At 68.4% G+C, this 21,249-nt stretch carries 17 protein-coding genes and 1 tRNA gene; 1 reads left to right on the top strand and 17 read right to left on the bottom strand.

Going from position 1 to position 21,249, the window contains the following annotated elements:
* Positions 1-5: 5 nt before the first annotated feature.
* The 16 genes from NXI30_05610 to miaB all read right to left on the bottom strand — a co-directional run bounded on the left by NXI30_05610 (position 6) and on the right by miaB (position 19,445).
* Positions 6-878: an ATP-binding protein gene (locus NXI30_05610; GenBank protein ID MCR9093670.1), complete on the bottom strand. Its 873-nt coding sequence runs from the start codon at positions 876-878 to the stop codon at positions 6-8.
* Positions 879-936: 58 nt separating this feature from the next.
* The gene (locus NXI30_05605) at positions 937-1,506 is read right to left on the bottom strand and encodes a MerR family transcriptional regulator (GenBank protein ID MCR9093669.1); all 570 of its coding nucleotides are present in this window, start codon (positions 1,504-1,506) and stop codon (positions 937-939) included.
* 110 nt (positions 1,507-1,616) lie between these two features.
* Complete coding sequence (locus NXI30_05600; GenBank protein MCR9093668.1) at positions 1,617-1,946, bottom strand: integration host factor subunit alpha; 330 nt, start codon at positions 1,944-1,946, stop codon at positions 1,617-1,619.
* Between the two features lie 163 nt (positions 1,947-2,109).
* Entirely contained in the window at positions 2,110-2,469 is a 360-nt protein-coding gene (gene rplT, locus NXI30_05595) for a 50S ribosomal protein L20 (protein ID MCR9093667.1), read from the bottom strand.
* 196 nt (positions 2,470-2,665) lie between these two features.
* Entirely contained in the window at positions 2,666-2,863 is a 198-nt protein-coding gene (rpmI, locus tag NXI30_05590; protein ID MCR9093666.1) for a 50S ribosomal protein L35, read from the bottom strand.
* Between the two features lie 93 nt (positions 2,864-2,956).
* The gene (infC, locus tag NXI30_05585) at positions 2,957-3,607 is read right to left on the bottom strand and encodes a translation initiation factor IF-3 (protein MCR9093665.1); all 651 of its coding nucleotides are present in this window, start codon (positions 3,605-3,607) and stop codon (positions 2,957-2,959) included.
* Between the two features lie 37 nt (positions 3,608-3,644).
* Positions 3,645-5,588, bottom strand: coding sequence for a threonine--tRNA ligase (gene thrS / locus NXI30_05580; protein MCR9093664.1), 1,944 nt, complete (start codon positions 5,586-5,588; stop codon positions 3,645-3,647).
* A gap of 254 nt (positions 5,589-5,842) precedes the next feature.
* Positions 5,843-5,919 (bottom strand) — tRNA-Val (locus NXI30_05575).
* 130 nt (positions 5,920-6,049) lie between these two features.
* Positions 6,050-7,027 carry a hypothetical protein gene (locus tag NXI30_05570; protein MCR9093663.1) on the bottom strand — a complete coding sequence of 326 codons (978 nt, stop codon included), beginning with the start codon at positions 7,025-7,027 and terminating at the stop codon, positions 6,050-6,052.
* 29 nt (positions 7,028-7,056) lie between these two features.
* Complete coding sequence (locus NXI30_05565) at positions 7,057-10,620, bottom strand: DNA polymerase III subunit alpha (GenBank protein ID MCR9093662.1); 3,564 nt, start codon at positions 10,618-10,620, stop codon at positions 7,057-7,059.
* Positions 10,621-10,656: 36 nt separating this feature from the next.
* Positions 10,657-12,222: a glutamine-hydrolyzing GMP synthase gene (guaA, locus tag NXI30_05560; protein ID MCR9093661.1), complete on the bottom strand. Its 1,566-nt coding sequence runs from the start codon at positions 12,220-12,222 to the stop codon at positions 10,657-10,659.
* A 134-nt stretch (positions 12,223-12,356) separates the two neighbouring features.
* Positions 12,357-13,829, bottom strand: coding sequence for an IMP dehydrogenase (gene guaB, locus NXI30_05555; GenBank protein MCR9093660.1), 1,473 nt, complete (start codon positions 13,827-13,829; stop codon positions 12,357-12,359).
* Between the two features lie 184 nt (positions 13,830-14,013).
* On the bottom strand, positions 14,014-14,463 hold the full coding sequence (locus tag NXI30_05550; protein MCR9093659.1) for a cyclic nucleotide-binding domain-containing protein: 450 nt from the start codon (positions 14,461-14,463) through the stop codon (positions 14,014-14,016).
* Positions 14,460-16,019, bottom strand: a complete 1,560-nt coding sequence (locus tag NXI30_05545) for a DUF4388 domain-containing protein (protein MCR9093658.1) — start codon at positions 16,017-16,019, stop codon at positions 14,460-14,462. Before NXI30_05545 ends, NXI30_05550 begins: the two co-directional genes overlap by 4 nt.
* Positions 16,020-16,028: 9 nt before the next feature.
* Positions 16,029-17,858, bottom strand: coding sequence for a response regulator (locus NXI30_05540; GenBank protein MCR9093657.1), 1,830 nt, complete (start codon positions 17,856-17,858; stop codon positions 16,029-16,031).
* A gap of 207 nt (positions 17,859-18,065) precedes the next feature.
* Positions 18,066-19,445 (bottom strand): tRNA (N6-isopentenyl adenosine(37)-C2)-methylthiotransferase MiaB, encoded by a 1,380-nt coding sequence (miaB, locus tag NXI30_05535; GenBank protein MCR9093656.1) that lies wholly within the window; start codon positions 19,443-19,445, stop codon positions 18,066-18,068.
* A gap of 789 nt (positions 19,446-20,234) precedes the next feature.
* On the opposite strand from miaB, the gene NXI30_05530 reads away from it, so the two are divergent.
* Positions 20,235-20,447 (top strand): hypothetical protein, encoded by a 213-nt coding sequence (locus NXI30_05530; protein ID MCR9093655.1) that lies wholly within the window; start codon positions 20,235-20,237, stop codon positions 20,445-20,447.
* 61 nt (positions 20,448-20,508) lie between these two features.
* Here the strand turns inward: NXI30_05530 and NXI30_05525 are convergent, their stop codons facing one another.
* On the bottom strand, positions 20,509-21,174 hold the full coding sequence (locus NXI30_05525; protein MCR9093654.1) for a hypothetical protein: 666 nt from the start codon (positions 21,172-21,174) through the stop codon (positions 20,509-20,511).
* Between the last annotated feature and the right edge of the window lie 75 nt (positions 21,175-21,249).

The following is a 21,249-nucleotide window of genomic DNA, read 5'->3' as shown; positions in this document are numbered from 1 at the left end:
CCGGATCAGAACTCGAGGTCGTCCTCGATCGGGCGGCCCATCCAGTCCTCGCGACGTCGCTTGGCCCCCAGGCCCTCGGCCCCGCGGATCGTCGAGGCGGTGTGGAGACGGTCCGCGGCGACCGCGTGGATCGCGCGCGGGATGCCGTTCGAGAGTGCGTGGATCCGGCGCGACTCCTCGTCGTCGACGCGATCGATCTCGGCGGCGGCGAAGCCGGCCCAGCGCATCCGAGCGCGCACGTACGCCCTCGTCTCGACGGGACTCAGCCGTTCCCGGTAGCGGATCTCCTGCGGCGCGAGCGCATGCAGCGCCGCGATCAGTCGGCTGCCCTTCGAGTCGGGGTTGAGCGCGAGCAGCAGACGCAGCGACGAGCGCTCCGTCGGAAGCGTCGACGTGATGGCCTCGAGGGTCTCCGGGGGGATCGAGTCGGCGTCGTCCAGCAGGAGCGTGAAGGGCGCATCCGGGCCCTCCCCCAGTCGGGCGAGTGCTGCCACGGCTTCGCCCGCCTCCGCGATCGCGGGCGCCGGCCGACCCAGGAGCCCGTGCACCCAGATCGCGAGGTCGATCGGGCCCAGGCCCGCATAGGGGAGATAGAGCGCGTTCGGACGCCCTGCGCCGGTCCGGGACGCCATCCCGCGCTCGCCCAGCCGCGCCTCGACGACGCGCAGGAGCATCGTCTTGCCGAGCCCGGGCGTGGCGACGAGGGCGCAGACCGTCGAGCCCCCCTCGAGCCAGCGATCGACCGCGTCGAGCGTCGCATCGCTGGCCGGCCGTCCTACGTAGGCGGCCGGGTCGGACGTCTCGGAGAACGCTTTCCGGCTCACCTCGGAGAGTCCGTCGATTCCAGCCCCATGATCGGACGGCGCACTCGGACTCATGCGTCCGCCTTTGGCGCGAGTGCGATCGCCCCGGTCGGAGAATCGAGCGCGGTCGCGCTCATGATCCTTCCTGCAGCACTCCCCGGATCGCGACGAGCTCCGACTGCATCTCGTCGAGGGCCGCGCGGAACGAGACCCACTGCTCGCTGCTCGCGGCCTGCACGGCGGCTTCGACTTCGGACTTCGTCGCGCTCGTGCCGGGCGGCTGGTCGAGGAGCGCGAGTGCATCCTCGACGCCGAGCTCCTGGATGCGCCGACGGGCACCGGCGATCGTGTAGCGCTCGTCCCAGAGCAGCCGCTTGAGGAGCCAGACGAACTCGATGTCGCGCTTGCGATAGAGGCGCTGCTTGGAGCGGCTCTTCGGCGGCGCCATCCATCGGAACTCGGTCTCCCAGTACCGAAGGACGTGCGCCTTCACGCCGGTCAGCTTGCTGACTTCGCCGATCCGGTAGTAGAGCTTGTCGGAGGCGAGGAGCTTCGTACGCGCGGCGGCGTCGCCCTCGTGGTCGACGGGCTCGATCCCGTCGACGTCCTGGGCGGAGGAACTCTTCGTCCCGCTCTTTGCGCTGCCCTTCGCACCAGCCTTGGTCCCGCGCTTTGCGCCCGACTTCCCCGTCCCTCGCGGCATGCGTTCCCCCGAACCCTGAAAGTGGCGGACTCACGATGCCACGCGAGGACGACGCGTGCACGGGAAAACTCGCGCATCGACGGCGCGAGTCACGAGAACGACGACCCCGGCTAGGCCTCGTCGTTCTGGCGCGCTTCCGCGGCGCGATCCTCGTCGGTCACCTCGGTCTCGTTCAGGACGTTCTTCAGAACGAGGCTGGGCTTGAAGGTGAGGACGCGACGGGCGTCGAGCAGGATCTCCTGCCCGGTCTGGGGATTCCGCCCCTTGCGCGCGTTCTTCTCGCGCACGACGAAGTTGCCGAAGCCGGAGATCTTGACCTTCTCGCCCTCGGCGAGGGTCTCCTTCATGATCTCGAACACCTTCTCGACGAGCTCCGCGGCCTCCTTCTTGGAGAAGCCCACCCGCTCGTAGATCTGTTCGACGATCTCGGCTTTGGTCATCGTCCGCTCTCCCGCTTCCGGCCCCTCGAAGGGCCCTGGACCTCTGATTCCCTCAATGACTACGCCTGGTTGGCGCGCTCGAAGAAAGGTAGCCCTGGCTGGTCTCGAACCTCGCGCAGGTCGGCGCGACGCCCAAATCGCGTCGCGCCGCCCGCCCGTTGGGTCACGACTGGAGGCTGCCCTTGGCCTTCTCGGCCAGGGCCGCGAAGCCCTGCGGGTCCTCGAGGGCCAGCTGAGCCAGGACCTTCCGGTCGACTTCGATATCGGCCGCCTTCAGGCCGGCCATCAGGCGGCTGTATGAAACACCGTTTTGGCGTGCCGCCGCGTTGATGCGCGCGATCCAGAGACCGCGGAATTCTCGCTTGCGCTGGCGACGGTCGCGATAGGCGTACTTCTCCGCCTTGTCGACGGCCTCGGTCGCCACGCCGTGGAGCTTGCTGCGCGCGCCGAAATAGCCCTTCGCGCGCTTCAGTACTCGTTTTCGTCGCTTGGCGCCGGGGACGCCCCGCTTCACTCTCGGCATCTTCCTCTCGCTTTTCTTCGACCGCCAGGAATCGTTTCCGGGGTCTTGCCAGTCCGGCAGGCGTGCCTCGGCCTCCTCGGACGGTTCAACGCAGGCTCCGCTCCGTGCGGCCCCTGCTGGCTCCAAGCCTCATCCTGTCATCGAGCGCGCGCCGGGCAGATCCGAGATCACGCCGGCGCTCGCAGCGCTCGAAAAATCAGAGATAAGGCAAAAGCCGACGTACGCGCGGCTCGTCGTGCGCCGACACCAGATCGTGCTGGCGCAGCTGACGCTTCCGCTTCGTCGTCTTCTTCGTCAGGATGTGCTGACGATTGCTCTTGTTGCGCTTCAGCTTGCCCGTTCCGGTCTTGCTGAACCGCTTCGCCGACCCGCGGTGGGTCTTCATCTTGGGCATCGGAACCTTTCCTTCGCCTGGTTGAGGCAGCGGGCTTCGTGCCCACCGCCGATACGTCGCTCGGTTCACTCGTCGCCGAGTGCCCGCAGGCGACTAGTTCGTCGTGGCTTCCTCTGCCGCGGTTTCTTCCGTGGCCGCCGCTTCGGTCGCCGTCTCCTCGGTCGTCTCTTCCGCGTCCGCTTCCGCGACCTCGCCCGCCTCTTCGGCGCGCTTGGCCTCCGCCACCGCCTCGCGGTCGGCGACCAGGATCATCGACATGAAGCGCCCCTCCATCCGGGGGGTCGACTCCACCTTCGCGATCGGACCGAGCTGTTCGATCACCGTGTTGAGCTGCTCGCGACCGCGATAGGTGTGGACCATCTCCCGACCACGGAACATCACCGTGACCTTCACCTTGTCGCCCGCCATGAGGAACTTACGCGCGTTGCCGAGCTTGAAGTTCAGGTCGTGCTGATCGGTCCCCGGTCGAAGCTTCACCTCCTTGAGGCTCGCCGACTGGGTCTTCTTGTTCGCACCCTTCTTCTTCTGCTCGTACTTGAACTTGCCGTAGTCCATGATCCGGCAGACGGGCGGACGCGAGTTCGCGGCCACCTCCACCAGATCGAGACCGTCTTCTCGGGCGATGTCGAGGGCGGCTTCCGGCGGCATCACGCCGAGCTGCTCCCCGTCGGCGCCGATGACGCGGACTTCACGGACTCGAATCCTCTCGTTCACCCGGGTCTGATCACGCTCGGGCTGAACGATCCTGAATCTGGATCTGGACGGAATGTGGCTCTCCTCCTCAGTCCAACGGAGCTTTGCGACGTTCGGCGTTCGCCTGGGCGAGCGCTTCGACGAGCGCCTCCGCCGACATCGCGTCGTTGGCCTGCTTGGATTTTCTCAAACGCGGGGAAACCGTTCCCCGCTCGACTTCGTCGTCTCCGATCACCAGGGTGAGCGGAATCTTCTGGGTCTGACCCTCGCGGATCCGGAACCCGAGAGTCTCGCTCCGATCGTCGACTTCCGCACGCACCCCCTTCGCGGCGAGTGCGGACTTCAATTCGTGGGCCCGGGGCGCGTGGCGATCCGCGATCGGCAGGATGACGACCTGGACGGGGCTCAGCCAGAAGGGGAAATCGCCGCCGGTGTGCTCGATGTAGATCCCGATGAAGCGCTCGAGGGAGCCCAGGATCGCCCGGTGGAGCATCGCGGGCTGGTGGAGCTCGCCGTCGCGTCCGACGTACTTGAGCCCGAAGCGCCCCGGCATCGCCATGTCGATCTGGATCGTCGCCAGCGTCCAGGCGCGACCGAGGACGTCCTTGAAGTCCGCCTCGACCTTGGGCGCGTAGAAGGCCGCGTCCTTTTCCTTGATGTGGCAATGGAAGCCGGCCCGCTCGACGGCCTCGATCAGCGCCTTCTCGGCCACGTCCCAGTCCGCGGGATCGCCGAGGAACTCGTCGGGCCGCGTCGAGACCGCCATCTCGACCCCGTCGACGCCGAGCTTGTCGTAGATCTCGGCCGTCATCTGGAAGAAGCTGTCGATTTCCTGCGGAACCTGCTCGGGCTCGCAGTAGATGTGCGCATCGTCCTGCGCGAAGGTGCGGACGCGGGTGATCCCGTTGAGGGTGCCGCTTCGCTCGTTGCGGTGGAGACGCGAGAACTCGGCCCAGCGGATCGGCAGCTCGCGGTAGCTGCGCTTGCCGGTCGAGAAGAGATGGCAGTGGCCCGGGCAGTTCATCGCCTTGACGCCGAGCTCCTCGCCCTCGTCGCTGCCTTCGAACCAGTACATGTCGTCGTGGAACTTGTCGTAGTGTCCCGACGTCTTGAACAGGTCCGATCGGAAGAGCTGCGGCGTCATGACCTCCTTGTATCCGTACTTGGGATAGAGGTCCTGGACGAAGCGGACGAGCTCGTTGTAGAGCGCCATGCCCTTCGGCAGGTAGAACGGCGAGCCCGGAGCGAGCGGGTCGAGGTGGAAGAGACCGAGATCGGCGCCCACACGCCGGTGATCGCGCTTCTTCGCCTCTTCGAGACGCGCCAGGTGGCTCTTCAGCGCCTTCTTGCTCTCGAAGGCCGTGCCGTAGATCCGCTGGAGCTTCGGCCCCGACTCGTCGCCGCGGAAGTAGGTCCCGCTCGACTCGAGGAGCTTCACGGCGCCGATCTGCTTCGTCGACTGGACGTGGGGCCCGCGGCAGAGGTCGGCGAAGGCGCCGTGGCGGAAGACGGTGATCTCGGCGTCCTCGGGGATGTCCGCCAGGCGCGAGAGCTTCAGCTCCTCGCCCATCGACCGGAACAGGTCCGCCGCCGCTTCCCGGGACAGGACCTCGCGCGAGAATTCGGCGCCCTCGGAGAGGATCGAGTTCATCTCCTTCTCGATCGCCTCGAGGTCTTCCGGCGTGAAGGGCTCGTCGACGAGGAAGTCGTACTGGAACTTCTCGCTGTGATCGGTTCGCCCGGCGTCGACCTGGGCATTCGGGAAGAGCCGCTTGACCGCATCGGCCATGACGTGCTCGGCGGAGTGGCGGATCACCTCGCCGCCCGTCTCGTCCTTCGTGGTCACGATCGAGAGCGCGACGTCCTCGCGGAGCGGCGCGCGGAGATCCACGATCTGACCGTCGATCCGCCCGGCGAGCGCAGCCTTGGCGAGACCCGGACCGATCTCGGCGGCGACGTCGAGGACGGTCGCGCCGGCGGCGAGCTCGAGCTGCTTGCCGTCGGGGAGCGTGACGGTGATGGCGTCACGCATGGTCGTGGGCCATGGGAGTCAGCGGGCGCGCGCGAAAGGCACAGCGAGCCGTGCGTCCCGAGAGCGGGCGCAGCCGAGGGCCTTCCGTTTTGGGTTCGCGACGATCCACCGCAGACCTCTAGACTCGCGAGCGCACGTTCGAGATCGAGCGCGCGCTCCGAAACCACGAGACGGCCACGGCGCGGCGACCGCGTCGAGGGTTTCCAGCGAAGACGCCCCCCAGCGCCACCGGAATCCGGCCGTGGAAAAGAGGCTGGTAGACACGGGCGGATTTGAACCGCCGACCCCCGCCATGTCAAGGCGGTGCTCTAGACCCCTGAGCTACGTGTCTATGATCCAGCTAAAGCGGCGGTTTAATTAGCCTTTTGATCGGGAAGCGTCAACAGGTTCCAGCGGGGAAAAGCCGTCCCGGGGTGTGCCCCGGCCGTCCGCAGCCCGCTCCCGCCGACCTGAGGCCGGTTTCAGCGACCCGACGCCTGCGAATCCGCCTCGATCGGCGGAAACCAGCGTGCCAGCACCCGAATCCGGCGGAAGACCGGGTCGAGGGCGACGGGCTCGAGGACGAGTCGCGCGTCGCCGAGGTCGGCGATCCGCGCCGCGAGCCCCTCCGCATCGAAGGGCCCCTCGACGGCGATCAGCTGCCGCTCGCGCTCGAATTCGACCGTCGAGACCGACGTCGCCCCGAGCGGCCCCCGCAGCGCGGCCAGCACGTGCTCGAGGGCTTCGTACCGGGAGAGCCCGACCAGCTCGATCGTCACGTCGACCTGCTCGTCCTGCGCCTCCGCCGCCACCACGAGCCCCGCCTCCTCGAGGGCACGGCCGACACGATCGACGTCGACGATCACCTCGATCACGATCACGTACTCGGTCTCGACCCCGGGCTCGTCCGCGAAGAGGACCGGCAGCTCCCCCTGGTCCTCGAGGATCCGATAGCTCCGCGTATACGGCAGCATGTCCTTGCCGAGCGCCGTCCGCAGCAGCTCGGCTTCGTCGTCGCTCGGACCATCCCGCCCCAGTCGCACGTCGTCGGGATCCACGGCGCGTGCTCCGAAGCCGCGCGATTCGAGGGGCCCCTCGACGTCGGAATCGTCCTTCGGCAGCGCGTCGACGATCTCGCCGAAGGCGTCGAGGTCGTCTCCCGGGCCGATCGCCCCCGACTCGCCGATCAGCTCGAGCGCCACGCGGGAGACGCCCTCCCAGCGCGCGTCGGCGATCGCCTCGTCCCGCGGAATCACCTTCCTGCGCATCGCGTCTCGAATTCCGTAGATGCCGACGGCTTCGACGCGCTGCACGCCCGCCGCCGTATCGGCCGCCGCGTCCCCGTCCACGCCCGCGCAGAACGAGATCGCGAGCGCGACCCCTCCCAGCACCCGGACCATCTGTCCGAAGCGACCGGCCAGACCTCTTCCCTCGAAACCCATCCCGCGTAGCCCCCTCACGACCGGATTCTACAGAGCCTGCGCCGGCCCTACATCGCCCGCTCGGTCACCGGCTTTCCGAAGAGCCGATCGACCTCGCGGCAGAGCCCCTCGGAGGCGGCGACGCCGCGGATGCCGCCGACGCCCAGGACGGTCTCGCTCTCGCCGGGAATCGTGATGTGGAGATAGACACCGCAATCCCCCGCATGGGATCCCAGCAGTTTGCGCAGGGCGATCAATCGATCCCGGGTGACGTCCGGCGACTGCACGCGAACGCGCAGGCTCGCGGAGAGCTTCTCCTCGGCGTGGTCGAGGCGCGTCACGTCCCGCACCAGGATCTTCGGCGGATCTCCCTCCTCGAGCGTGCCGTGGATCACGAGGGGAATCGGACCGACCTCGCCTTCGACCCCACCGCCGTCCTTGGCCATGCGGAGCAACTCGACGTGCTGCTCGAAGGGCTCGGAGAAGATGACGAGCTCGAAGCTGCCCTCGAGATCCTCGAGCTGGCCGAAGCCCATCCGCTGGCCTCGTTTCGTCCGCGTCTCCCGGAGTCCCGTGAGCAGGCCGCCGGCCCGGATCTCGCGCCCGGCCTTGCCTTCCGCCGCGAGGGCGGTGGTGTCCGTGAAGCGGGAGAGCAGCGCGGCCACCTCGGCCAGGGGGTGGCCGGTCACGTAGAAGCCGAGCAGCTCCTTCTCGTGACTCAGTCGCTCCCGCTCCCCCCAGTCCGCCGCCTCGAGCAGCTTCGGTGCGTCGAGCCCTTCGGCCTCGCTCATTCCTCCGAAGAGACTCTCCTGCCCGACCGCGCGGTCCCGCTGGGCCCGCGCCGCGCGTTCGAGCGCCGTCTCGATCGAGGCCCAGACCGAGGCGCGCCCGGGGTGGAGCGAATCGAAGGCGCCGCATTTCACGAGCGCTTCCACCACCCGCCGGTTCACCTTCTTGCCGTCCACGCGGTCGGCGAAGTCGAAGAGGCTCTCGAAGGGACCGCCCTCCGCCCGCGCCTCGAGGACCGACTCGATCGCGCCGGCGCCGACATTCTTGATGCCGGCGAAACCGAAGCGGATCGCGCCGTCGACCACGCCGAAGTCCTGCTCGGATTCGTTCACGTCCGGCGGCAGGATCTCGATCGACTTCTCGCGGACGTGCGCAATGTAGCGCGAGAGCCGGTCGTGATTCACGGATTCGATCGTCAGGACCGAAGCGAGGTACTCCGCCGGATGGTTCGCCTTGAGGAAGGCCGTCTGATACGTGATGTAGGCGTAGGCGGTCGAGTGCGCCTTCGGAAATCCGTAGCCCGCGAACTCGACGATCATGTCGAAGACGTGGCCGGCCTCGTTCTTGTCGATGTCGTTCGCGACCGAGCCGTCGACGAAGCGCTTGCGCTGCTCCTGCATCACCTCGGGCTTCTTCTTGCCCATGGCGCGGCGGAGCAGGTCCGCCTCGCCTAGGCTGTAGCCCGCCATCTTCTGCGCGATCTGCAGCACCTGATCCTGGTAGACGATGACGCCGAGCGTCTCCTCGGTCAGGTCCACGATCGTCGAATGGAGGTACTCGATCTTCGTGACGCCGTTCTTCCGGGCCACGTAGTCGTCGACCATGCCCGACTGGAGCGGCCCCGGACGATAGAGCGCGACGAGCGGGATGATCTCGCGGAAGGTCCTCGGCTTCAGCTTGAGCACGAGATCCGTCATGCCCGAGGACTCCACCTGGAACACGCCTTCGGTGTCGCCCCCACACAACAGGTCGTACGTCGGCTCGTCGTCCATCGGGATGGCGTTGACGTCGAACTCCTCGAAGCCCGGCTTCTTGCGGATCATCCGCTCGGCGTCCGCCATGAGCGTGAGTGTCTTGAGCCCCAGGAAGTCGAACTTGATCAGGCCGACCTGCTCGACGTTGACCATGTTGTACTGGGTCATCACGTCGCCGGACTTCGGATCCTTGTAGAGCGGAACCATGTCGATCAGCGGCTTCGTGCCGATCACCACGCCGGCGGCGTGCTTCGAGGCGTGGCGTGTGAGCCCCTCGAGGCTGCGGGCCGTGTCGACGAGTCGCTTGACCTGGGAATCCGAATCCATCATCGCGCGGAGCTCCGGCGACTGATCGATCGCGTCCGCGAGCTTGATTCCGAGGACCTCTGGCACGAGCTTCGCGATCCGGTCGACGTCGCCGAAGCTCATCCCGAGCACGCGGCCGACGTCGCGAATGGCCGCCTTCGCCTGAAGCGTCCCGAAGGTCGCGATCTGCGCCACGCGCATCTCGTCGTACTTGCCGTCGAGCTCGTGGCGCGGGTCGTCTTCGTCGCGCTCCGGGACCTTGCCGTCGTACTTGTCGGCGACCCAGCGGATCACCTGCTCGCGGCCCCGCATGCAGAAATCGACGTCGATATCCGGCATCGAGATGCGCTCGGGATTCAGGAAGCGCTCGAAGATGATGTCGTACTCGATCGGGTCGACGTTCGTGATGTTCATGCCGTACGCGACGAGGCTGCCCGCGGAGCTGCCGCGCCCGGGGCCGACGGGGATCCCGTTGCGCTTCGCGTAGTTGATGAAGTCGGCGACGATCAGGAAGTAGCCCGGGAAGCCCATCTTGTTGATGACGCCGAGCTCGTGGTGGAGGCGGTCGACGTAGGCCTTGCCCTTGTCGCCCTCGAAGGGCTCGTCCGGCTCCATGCCGAGCTTCTCGCGCAGGCCCGAGAAGGCCTGCTCCTCCATGACCTCCTCGAGGCTCTTGCCGGACGGGACCTGGTAGTCCGGCATGTGATACGTGTCCATGTCGATCTCGACGTCGCACCGCTCCGCGATCTCGAGCGTGTTCTCGACCGCGTCCGGATGGTCGTGGAAGACCTCCAGCATCGCGTCGCCATCCTTGACGTAGAACCCCTTGCCGTCGAAACGAAATCGCTTCTCGTCGCTGACGTTGGCGGCCGTTCCGACACACAAGAGCACGTCGTGGTCGTCGTGATCGTGCTCTTCGAGATAGTGGGCATCGTTCGTCGCGACCAGGGGGATCCCCAGGTCGTGCTTCATCTTGAAGAGTTCCTGGTTGACGATCTCCTGGTCCTGGATGCCGTGGCGCATCACCTCGAGGTAGTAGCGGTCGCCGAAGAGACGATGGAAGTCCTCGGCGAGGGTCCACGCCTTGTCGAGCTCCCCGGCCGTGATCGCGCGCGAGACCGGCGACGAGAGACAACCCGACGTGCAGATCAACCCTTCGTGGTGCTGCTCGAGCAGCTCCCAGTCGATCCGCGGCTTGTAGTAGAAGCCCTCGAGGTACGCCTTCGAGATGAGCTTCATCAGGTTGGCGTAGCCGGTGTTGTTCATCGCCAGCAGCAGCAGATGATTGACCGAGTCGTAGCCGGTCTCTTCGCGCTGCTTGCGTTCGCGGTCGAAGCGGGAGCCGCCGGCGAAGTACGCCTCGCACCCGATGATCGGCTTCACGCCGTTGGCGCGCGCCTTCTCGTAGAACTCGATCGTCCCGAAGAGGTTGCCGTGGTCGGTCTGGGCGACCGCCGGCATGTTCGCAGACTTCGCTCGTTCGAAGAGAGGGTTGTGCTTGATCGCCCCGTCGAGGAGCGAGTACTGCGTGTGGAGGTGGAGGTGGACGAAGGGCTTGGGCATCCGTTGGTCTTCTTCAGGCGCTGAAGGCTCTCTCCCCTATTCCCACTCGATCGTGGCCGGCGGCTTGCTCGAGATGTCGTAGACGACGCGGTTGATCCCCTGGACCTCGTTGATGATCCGGTTGGAGATCCGGCCCAGCACGTCGTAGGGGATGTGCGCGAAGTCCGCGGTCATCGCGTCCGTCGACGTCACGCAGCGCACGGCCACGACGTTCTCGTAGGTCCGATCGTCGCCCATCACCCCCACGCTCTGGACCGGGAGGAAGACCACCAGGGCCTGCCAGATCTCGTCGTAGAGACCGGCCTGCCGAATCTCCTCGACCATGATCGCGTCGGCTTCGCGGAGCGGCGCGAGCCGCTCCGGCGTGACCTCGCCCAGGATCCGGATCCCGAGTCCCGGGCCCGGGAAGGGATGGCGCCCGAGCGCCCGGGCCGGGAGGCCGAGCTCCCGGCCGACGGCGCGGACCTCGTCCTTGAAGAGCTCCCGAAGCGGCTCGACGAGATCGAGCTTCATGTCGTCGGGCAGCCCGCCCACGTTGTGGTGGGTCTTGATCGTGACCGACTTGCCCTTGACGGAAACGCTCTCGATGACGTCGGGATAGAGCGTGCCCTGGACCAGGAAGCCGACGTCCCCTCTCTCCTCGGTGATCCGGGCGGCGACCTCGTCGAAGACCTCGATGAACATGTTGCCGATGATCTTGCGTTTCTTCTCGGGCTCGGAGACGCCTTCGAGGGCCTTGAGGAAGCGGTCGCTCGCGTCGACCGAGATCAGCTCGACGCCGAGCGCCTCGGCGAAGAGTGCCTCGACCTCCTGGCGCTCGTTCTTTCGCATCATGCCGTGGTCGACGAAGATGCAGGTCAGCTGGTCGCCGATCGCGCGGTGGACCAGCGCCGCCGCGACGGAGGAATCGACGCCGCCGGAGAGGCCGCAGACCGCGCGCTTGCCCCCGACCTGCTTCCGGATCGACTCGACCGTATCGTCCACGAAGCTCGACATCGTCCACGACGGGTCACAGCCGCAGATGCCGTGGACGAAGTTCTCGAGCATCCGGACGCCGCCCTTCGTGTGGACCACCTCCGGGTGGAACTGCACGCCCCAGTAGGGGCCGCGCGTCGAGCGCACCGCGGCGAAGGGCGAGCCTCCCGACTTCGCGATCACGTGCATGTCGTCGGGCAGCGCGAGCACCCGGTCGCCGTGGCTCATCCAGACGACCTGCTCGTCGTCTCGGGCCAGTCCGTCGAAGAGCGGGTCGTCGTCGACGATCTCGAGCTCGGCGCGGCCGTATTCCCGGTCGTCGGCGGACTCGACCTGGCCGCCGAGCTTCTGCACCAGGAGCTGGAGCCCGTAGCAGATCCCGAGCACCGGGACGCCGAGCTGGAGCACGCCCTCGTCCATGTCCGGCGAATCCGGGTCGAGGACGGAGGACGGGCCCCCGGAGAGGATCACGCCGTCCGGCGCGAAATCCTTGATGCGATCGAGCGAGACGTCGGCAGGGACGAGCTCGCAGTAGACCTGGCTCTCGCGGACCCGGCGCGCGATCAGCTGGGAATACTGGGCGCCGAAGTCGAGGATCAGGATCCGCGAGGAATGGGAGTCGGTCATGGGAGGGGGTCTCCCCGGGTGTTCCGGGCTGGGTCGCGCGGGCGGGGATCCCGTTCGACGCGATGGGTGGATCCGGCGGCCTGATCCGGCGGTGCTGCCCATGACGATGGGGGGGTGGCAGCACCGTGCAGTCGTCACTCGAGCCGGTAGTTCGGCGCCTCCTTGGTCACGATCACGTCGTGGACGTGGCTCTCGTGGAGCCCGGCGGAGGAGATCCGCACGAACCGGGCGCCCTCGCGGAGCGAGGCGAGATCCGGAGCGCCGCAGTAGCCCATGCCCGAGCGGAGGCCGCCATAGAGCTGGTGGAGTGACTGGGAGAGGCTCCCGCGGTACGGCACGCGCCCCTCGATTCCTTCCGGGACGAGCTTGTCGTTGGACACCTCGTCCTGGAAGTAGCGGTCACGGCTGCCGGCGGCCATCGCGCCGAGCGAGCCCATGCCCCGGTAGACCTTGTAAGAGCGGCCCTGGAAGAGCACGACCTCGCCGGGCGATTCGTCGGTTCCGGCGAAGAGCGAGCCGATCATGATCGTCGAGGCGCCGGCCGCGAGTCCCTTCACGACGTCGCCCGAGAACTTGATCCCGCCGTCACCGATCACCGGGACCCCCGAGCGACTCGCCACCTCGGAGGCGTCGCGAATCGCGGTGAACTGGGGAACGCCCACGCCGGCGACGACCCGCGTCGTACAGATCGAGCCCGGCCCGACGCCGACCTTCACGGCCGACACGCCGGCCTTGATCAGCGCCTCGGCGCCCTCGGCCGTCGCCACGTTGCCGCCGACGAGGGAGAGCTCCGGGAAGTGGCTCGCGAGCTCGCGCACCGTCTCGAGCACGCCGGCGGAATGCCCATGGGCGGTGTCCACGATCACGACGTCGACCCCCGCGTCCACCAGCGCCTGGCAGCGCTCCAGCCGGTCGGGCCCGACGCCGATCGCCGCGCCGCAGCGCAGCCGACCGAGGTCGTCCTTGCAGGCATCGGGATAGCGCTCGGTCTTCTCGATGTCCTTGATCGTGATCAGGCCGCAGAGCTTGCCGTCGCCATCGACCACGAGCAGCTTCTCGATCCGGTGGTGGTGGAGCAGCTCCCGGGCGCGCTCCATCGTGGTCCCCGGCTCGACGGTCACCAGCCCTTCGCTCGTCATGACGGTCGAGATCTCGGCGGTCACGTCCTTCACGAAGCGCAGGTCGCGGTTCGTCAGGATCCCGACGGCCTTGCCGTCGCGGGTCACCGGCACGCCGGAGATCCGGAAGCGGCTCATCACCTCGAGCGCCTCGCGGATCGGCTGCTCGGGACGCATCGTGATCGGGTCGACGATCATGCCCGACTCGGAGCGTTTGACCTTGTCGACCTCGGCCGCCTGCTCGGCGACCGAGAGGTTCTTGTGGACGATCCCGATCCCGCCGTTGCGCGCCATGCAGATCGCGGTCTCGTGCTCGGTGACCGTGTCCATCGCCGCCGAGATCAGCGGCGTGTTCAGCTCGATCGTCGAAGTGAGCCGGGTGCGTAGATCGACGTCGTTCGGCAGGACCTCGGAGGCGTTCGGGACGAGCAGAACGTCGTCGAAGGTCAGGCCTTCGCGGATCTCCGGCCGGGTCGTCGGTTCGGTCATGGGGGTACCTCGCGCGCGCGTCTGGGACGGGTATCGCAGCGCGAGGGGCCGAAAGCTCGGGGGCAGATACGGGAAACCGGGACCGGTGGGCATCCGGCCGCGTCACCCCCGCGAGACGATGCCGGAGCATAATCGGCGGTCGGTCCGGTTTCAAGGAACCCGCCGGGGCGCGGCACGCCGGAGGCTACTTCGTGTCTCCGAGATCGTGTTCTGCCAGGGCATCGAGCCCGACTCGGACCAGGCCGGCGAGCTCGGCGGCGACGGCCTCCGCCAACCGGAACGCGGCCCGGGGCGAGTCGTCGGCCAGGCGCGGCAGGCCGGTTCGGGAGAGCAGGTGGATGGTCGCGCCGCCGTCGGCGAGCGCCGTCACCTCCCGCTTGCCGAAGGCGAAGAGCGACGCGGCGCCCAGGTGCGCAGGCGCCTCGAGGACGCCCACGACGGCGCCGGTCCGCTTGCTCTTGAGCTTGAGACGTCCCTCGGAGAGGAGGACCATGCCCTCGGCCTCGGCGCCCTCCCGGAACGCGCTCTTGCCGTCGGGAAGCGAACGCTCCTCGAGCAGGTCGGCGAGGGCCTCGCGTTCCTCTTCGCTGAACTCCGCGAGGAGCGCGAAGTGCTTGAGCTGGGACGCCCTCACGGAACGATCCTCGCGAAGAGACTGCGCAGGAGCGAGCTCGGATCCTTGTCCGGCTCGATCGGCAGCAGGAAGAGGCTCGCTTCGTCGATCAGCGACAGGTTGTCGCGCAGGTCGTCGGGGGAGAGACGTTCTCCCTCGCCCAGCATCACCACGTGGAAGGTCCGCGCATCCGGAGCGCTGCCGAGCGCCTCCGAGACCGGCGCGAGCTCCGCGGCGGAAGTCCCGACGGCCGCATCGAGGAGAAAGACCGTACCGAGGGCGCGGTGGCCGGCGAACCGCCAGAGCGGTGCGCAGGACTCGGCGGTGGGCACGTGGATCAGGTCGATGCCGAAGTCGCCGTCGACGTCGATCCGTGCGATCGGCTCGAGATCGCTCCGACCGACCTGCCCCCGCTCGAAGCGCGGGGCGAGCTCGGCGCCCGGCACCTTGGCGATCAACGAGGCGAAGAGCTCGACGCCCCCCTGGCTGGCACCGACCACAAGGAGCTTGCAGCTCGGCGGCACGGCCTCTCGGGAAACGCCCTGCCCCGCGAAGCTGCGGAGTCGGCGGACCTGGGCCTCGTGGAAGATCGCCTGCCCCGACACGGGCTCGGGGGGCGCGATCCGTGCGCGACCGAACTCGACGATGCCGCGCTCGGCCAGCGTATGGAGCGTACGCAGCACCTGATAGTCGGGATGGGGGCAGCGATCGACGACGTCGCCCACCCGGTCGGCGTCCTCGAGCTGGCCGAGCACCGACTGGGTCAGCGGATGGACCGTCGTCGGGAGCTCACCGCGCTCCACGCAGAGCTTGACCGGCGATTCGAGGGGCGGGAGCTTCGGCGCGAGCCGGTTCCATTCGTCGAGCTGGCGAAGCCCCTCGGCGAGGACGGAACGCGTCGGTGCCTTGATGGTGGCCGGACGATCGATCTCGGTCGGCTCGAAGTGGAAGTCGCCCAGTCCCCAGTCGAGCATCCGGAACAGGGCCTTCTCGGCCTCCGCCGCACCGGCGCCCGCCGCGTGGATCTCGCCCTCGCTCACGAGGATCCAGCCGTCCGGGGTGGAGCCGTCCTCCAGCTCGGGCGTCAGCGTCAGTCGACCGGTCGAGCGCCGCACGTTCAGCATCTGGAGCAGCTCTGCCGGGCGCAGCTCCGAGAGCGAGCCCTCGAACTCCCGCTCGTAGCTCGCACGCTCCTCGAGCGCCTCGATGCGGGCCTGACGATCCAGGAGCTCCTCGATGGCGTCCTGGATGTCGTTGGTCTCCGCGTCGGCGGGCAGGCACTCGTCCCCGACACCACCCAGGGTCGCGTCGCGACCGCCGTCGGCGCCGAGGAACAGGAATCGCGCGGCCCGCGTGCGCGGATTCGCGCGCAGGATCTCGGCCAGCTTGCCGGGCTCGACGAGCGGCAGATCGACGTGGGTGACGATGACCCGCGGCTGTTCGGACAGGGCGATCTCGAGGGCCCCGGCACCATGGGGCGCGACGGCGCAGGGCCGGCCCGCCGCCTCGAGGGCCGTCGCCACCCGGCGTGCGCGACCCAGGTTGGCATCGGCGATCAGGACGAGGTCACTCGACATCGCTTCCCCCTACACCGACAGCACGATTTCGAGCTCGCGCTGGAGCTCGAAGGCCAGATGTTCGACGAGGGCGCGATCCGCGGTCTGGAACACCGCCGCGCGGGCCGCGGCCAGGGTCACCTGCCCGACCATCGCGTAGGCGGGACCGTCGCCGTAGTAGACCAGGAAGGGCCGGCGCGAATCGAGGCCCGCCTTCGTCACCCAGGTGAGCTGCGGGTGCGACTCCCGCGGCTCGCCCTCCGCGAGGAGCACGATCTCGGTCTTCATCGGGCCGCGCCCGATCTCCTCGAGGGTCTCGAGGACTTCCGGGAGCCAGCGCACACCCGGGGACAGGAAGAGCACTCCGCGCTCCGCCGGGCGCCGCACGACGTCCTCGAGCACGAAGCGCAGGATCTGTCCCTCGACCTCGGCCGACTCGACGCTGCCGAGCTCGAGCATGCGGTCGAAGAGCGGGTCGAGGGGCTGCGACCGTGCGAGCTCGGGCCGCGTCGCGAGCAGACTCTGCTGGGCCTGCGTGACCCGTTCCCCGAGCACGCGCTCGAGGCCCTCGAGCTGGGTCGCGTCGACCGGGAAGGTCGCGGCGGCAAAGCGCGTCGCCGGGGCCTCGCTGCCTTCCCACAGCGCGGAGAACGCGGTGCGGATCCGCTGGGCGAGCACGCCGGCACCGAGCGCGTCGGTCTGGGAGAGCAGCAGGACGAAGGCCCCGTCGGCGGCGGTGGCCATCAGGTCGGTGGCGCGGAGCGCGCCCTCGATCCGGCGGGCCGCTTCGACGGCTTCGCGGTCGACGATCACGGGTTGACCGTTCGCGTCCGGCGACATCAGGCCCTCGACCTCGACGCGCAGGAGCGAGAAGCGGTGACCGAAGCGGTTCGCCTTCTGGATCTCGTTGCGGACCGCGTCGGCGAGATAGGCGTGGGAGTAGGCGCGGGTCTCGGGATCGCGGAGGGAGCGACGCTCGAGGGCGCGGAAGCGGAGCGCGTTCTGCATCGCCGCCCCGCCGTAGTCGGAGAACTTCTCGGCGCGCACGCGATCGTTCGCGTCGAAGGGCTCGCCGTCGAGCTTGTCGGACAGGCGCGCCACACCGAGGGTCGTCCCGCCGACACGCAGCGGCACGTAGAGCGCTTCGATGCCGTCGAAGTCCTCGGGCATGGCCGCCAACACCGAGCGCGCTTCGGAGAGCCCCGGGCACCACTCGGATTCGAGGTCCCCGAGATCGACCCGCTCGGGCTCGCCGTCGACGCGCACGAGGCCTCGCGCGCCCACCAGATCGAGCCCTTCCCGGCCCGGATCCTCGGCGGCCCAGAGGACGCCCGACTGGGCGCGGGTCTCGAGGCAGAGCCCCTCGACGATTCGCTCGGCGAGGGGCTCGACGGCCAACGTCGAGAAGAGCCCGGTCGCGCGCTCGACCAGGGAGAGCACGCCCATGAACTCGAGGTTCTCCTCCATCAGGCGCGCGTGCTCGGTCTCGAGGCGCTGTTGGGCGAGAATCTTGTCGAGGGCATCCACGAGGGTCGGACCGTCGAAAGGCTTCAGGATGTAGTCGGTGGCCCCGAGCTTCATCGCCTGCACGGCGGTCTCGACGTCGACGACGCCGGTGACCATCACGACGGCCTGCTCCGGCCGCCGCTCCTTCACGCGCTGGACGAGCTCCGCACCGTCGATCCCGGGCATCACGAGGTCGGTCAGGATGACGTCGAAGTCCTCACGCTCCAGGATGTGAAGCGCTTCCTCGCCGGACGCGCACGTCTGGACCGCGTAGCCCTCGTCGTCGAGCAGCCCCTCGATCAGCTCGCGGAAATAACGCTGATCATCGACTGCGAGTATGCGCGCTCTGCTCATGACCCCTCGTGCGCCCACCGTACGGTGTTCGTCCCATGCCGATCGGCTCGCCGGCGACGGCGAGGACGCACAGGGCGGCCCCGACCGGGCCCCGGGCGCGATCGACACTCCTCTGCACATCGGCAGATCCGGGGCGTGACTTCACCCGGGATCGGGGGAAATCGGCGCTCGGACGGCCGGCGCCGGCCCCGTCGAGGCCGAGCCGGCTCAGGCGCGGAGCGCGGGATCGAGGGGGCGCCCCAGAAGGCTGTGGGGCGTCGCCTCGACGATCTCGACGGCCAGGGCCGCCCCGGGCCCGACGCCCGCCTCGAAAGGCAGATCGACGTTCACGACGCGGTGGTGCGGGTCTCGGCCGGAGAGCTGCCCGTGGCCCTTCCGGCTCTCGCCGTCCACGAAGACGAGGGTCTCCTGCCCCACCCGGGTCCGGTGGTACGCGAGGGTCTGGGCCTTCTGCTGGGACTGGAGCCGCTCGAGGCGGTCCTGGGCCACGTCCGGCGGGACCTCGCCGGCGAGGTCGGCGGCCGTGGTGCCGGGACGCGGGGAGTACTTGAAGCTGAAGCTGTCGACGAGTCCGGCGCGCTCGACCAGGCCGAGGGTGTCGTCGAAGTCCGCCTCCGTCTCGCCGGGGAAGCCGACGATCAGGTCGGACGTGATCGCGATGTCCGGCCGCGCCGCGCGCAGGGCGTCGACGATCTCGAAGTAGCGCTCGCGCGTGTACCGACGCCGCATCGCTTCGAGGATCGTGTTCGAACCGCTCTGGACCGGCAGATGGACGTGCGGGCAGAGGTGCTCGAGCTCACCGTGCGCGCGGATCAACGCGTCGTCGTAGAAGAGCGGATGCGGGCTCGTATAGCGGAGGCGCTCGATGCCCGGGATCGCATCGAGCCGCGCGAGGAGCTCCGCGAAGGGCATCGTCCCCGCTGCCGCCGCCTTCCCGCGCCGCACGTCGTGCCGCCCGTAGGCGTTCACCGTCTGCCCGAGGAGCGTGACCTCGCGGATCCCCTGCTCCGCCAGCGACGCCACCTCCGCCTCGATCTCGCTCGCCAGGCGGCTGATCTCGCGGCCGCGGGTCGAGGGGACGATGCAGAAGCTGCAGAACATGTCGCAGCCTTCCATGACCGTGACGAAGGCCTTGTGGCGCTTTCCGACGGGCGCTTCCGGCCGGCGCATCGGCAGATCGAAGCGCGCCTGGCTCTTCTCTTCGTCCACCCAGGCGGCCCGCTGGCCCGCGGAGGCCTGGTCGAGCATCGCCGGCACCTTGCGCAGGTTGTGGGTCCCGAAGACGAAGTCGAGGTGGTCGAAGCGACCGAGCAGCTTGTCCCCGACCTGCTGGGCGACGCAGCCACCGACGCCCACGACGCGACCGGGCTTGGCCGCCTTCCAGGCGCGCAGCTTGCCGAGGTCGCTGTAGAGCTGGTGCTCCGCCTTGTCGCGGATCGAGCAGGTGTTGATCACGAGCACGTCCGCGTCCCCCTCGCCCTCCGCCGTGGCGAGACCGGAGTCCTCGAGGAGCGTCGCGACCTTCTCGGAGTCGTGCACGTTCATCTGGCAGCCGTAGGTGCGGATGGCGAAGCGTTTCGAGTCCACGGAATCGTTCTCGCGCCCGCCTCTGGCGGGTGTTCGGCAGGGCCGTTCGGAGGGGGCGGCAGGGTTCGTCGGGAGGGATCGCCGCGGCGCGATCGCCGGCTGCGGGCGGCGCCGAACGTACCCGAGCGACCCCGAAGCGTCGATCGATCCGGGGTGGGGATCCACGACCGGGGCAACCCCCTCGTTTTGCTCAGATCGTCTCTCGAAAAATCACAAAAACCCTCGAATTTGCGTCGTTTTCATCTTCCATTGAAAGGAGTTCCGAAACTTGATTGACAACCTTCCGAAGCCCGGCATAATGCCCATAAGTCATCGGGTTTCGGAGTGGCGGCGGATTGGCCATTTCTTCTGAGATGTCCAACCTCTCACCCCCCATTGAATGAGTCCGCCGCCTCTCCCCCTGACCAGCGCCCGCTTCGAGCAATCGAAGCGGGCGCTTTTCTTTGGTGGGTGGGAGTTTGTAGGTGGATGTGGATCGTGGACGCTGAGGAGCGGACGCATCTGTCCCTTCAGCGAACGCATCGAAACAGGGCCCTTCAATGCTCGCAACGGTGCGCGCGTAGACGCCTGTCGTCGACGCGCGATGGGCCAGTTCGCGATTCTGCTTCGCGCGCACCAGGCACCGCGTTTCGCGCACCGCGCGCCACGCTTCGCGCGCAACGGGACCGCGGCGCTCGACCTTCGCCGGGGGCGATTCGGCCAGCTGGCGATCTCACGCTTCATCGTCACTCGAGACGGGCATTTCGAGCGGGAATCGGCGCCCCCCACGAAGCCGACTCCGTTCTCGTCATGGCCCTCGACTCGCGAGCGTCGAACTTCAAGGCCTACGTGATGAGCGGCGAGGTGGCGAGCTCCCTGCTGGTCGAGCTGTACCTGCTCGGTCGCCACGATCCACGCTTCTTCGAGCTCAGCTACGACGGCGATCCGGACCTGCGCGTCTACCGCGTCAGGTCGACCCACGAGCGTACGGCAGAAACCGGATCGCCCCCTGAACGCCCCTGACGTCCTGGGACGCCGAGCCTGCGCCGGGAGCGATACGCGCTGCCTCGTCGCGAAGCGCGCTTCAGAGAACGAGGAAGAGCAGGAAGGCAGCGCCGACGGCCCAGGGGGTGTAGCGGGGGACGAAATCTCTCGGGATCGTGCCGAGGGCCTTCAGGCCGGGCATCCCCTGACGCGTCCGGGCGATCACGGGCCACTCGACGAGGCTCGAGAAGACGGCGAAGCCGGCGGCGCCGCCGACGAGCGCAGCGGTCCCCGGGCCGTTGGTCGGGAGCGCGAGGAAATAGAAGAGCGGGACGGCGACGTGGGCGATGTTCCCACCGAGGCTCATCCACTCGAAGCCGCGGCCTTCGTTGTTGGCCTCGTCGGCGGCGTAGTCGAAGTCGAAGAGCGGCAGGAAGCCGGCCAGCGGCTTGAGCGGCGCGTGCCCTCCTCCGAGCCGCGCCCCCGCGAAGTGCCCCCATTCATGGGCCAGCGCGGTCGTCGCAGCGCCGACGAGGAAGCCGTCGACCGTCGCGAGGAGCGAGGCGAAGGCCAGCCCAGAAACCGTGGCCCACGCCTCCGCCGCGGCGAAGAGCGACAGGAGCGCCGACACGACGGCCACGTCCCGAATCGCGACCAGGAGGAGCGAGGCCTCGTCCTTCTCGGCCACGCCCCGCTTCATCGTCCGCTCGAGCTCCTCCGAGATCGTCGCGTCCGGCCCCGAATCCATCGCCTCAGAAGCACTCATCCCCAACCTCCTACACCGCCGATAAGAACGATCGACGAGCGGCCCTCAGGCAAGATACCCGACCGAGCAATGCCC

This window comes from bacterium, from assembly GCA_024742285.1.
Lineage (GTDB): Bacteria > Myxococcota_A > UBA9160 > UBA9160 > UBA4427 > UBA4427.
This window is presented reverse-complemented; position numbering and strand designations above follow the sequence as displayed.